This window comes from Burkholderia sp. Ac-20353 (genome assembly GCF_017104785.1).
Lineage (GTDB): Bacteria > Pseudomonadota > Gammaproteobacteria > Burkholderiales > Burkholderiaceae > Burkholderia.
Genome location: NZ_JAAGPL010000571.1, coordinates 1 through 384, shown reverse-complemented (window position 1 = coordinate 384; position 384 = coordinate 1). Strand labels below are relative to the sequence as shown.

General features: G+C 64.1%; 1 pseudogene. It reads right to left on the bottom strand.

Annotated features, from left to right (window positions below):
* Positions 1-384 (bottom strand): annotated as a pseudogene (locus G3N94_RS42020) (adhesin); the annotation flags it as partial.

The window sequence follows — 384 nt, the reverse complement described above, 5'->3', positions numbered from 1 at the left end:
CCGCATCGGTGCTCTTCGCGTCAAGCGAACCCGGCGCGACATTCGTGATCTTCACCGGGCCAGTTACCCCGCCGGCGAGCGTCACCGAGTTCACGCGGTTGCCGTTCGCGTCCGTGTCGTACACGACTGCGTTCTTCGTCGCCACGCCGACTTGCGTGTTGAGCTGGTCCTGCACCTGCTTCAGTTGTGCACCGTTGATCGCGTCCGTGCTCGTGGTCGACACATCGCCCGCTGCGACGTTCGTGATCTTCTGTGCTGAACCGCTGCCGTGCGAAGCATCGTATGCGCCAGCCGATGCCGACCATTGCAGCGCATCCTGTTGCAGCGCGCCGATGTGGGTCGTGTTCTGCGTGACCTGGCCGCCGATGTTCCGGATGTCGGTCG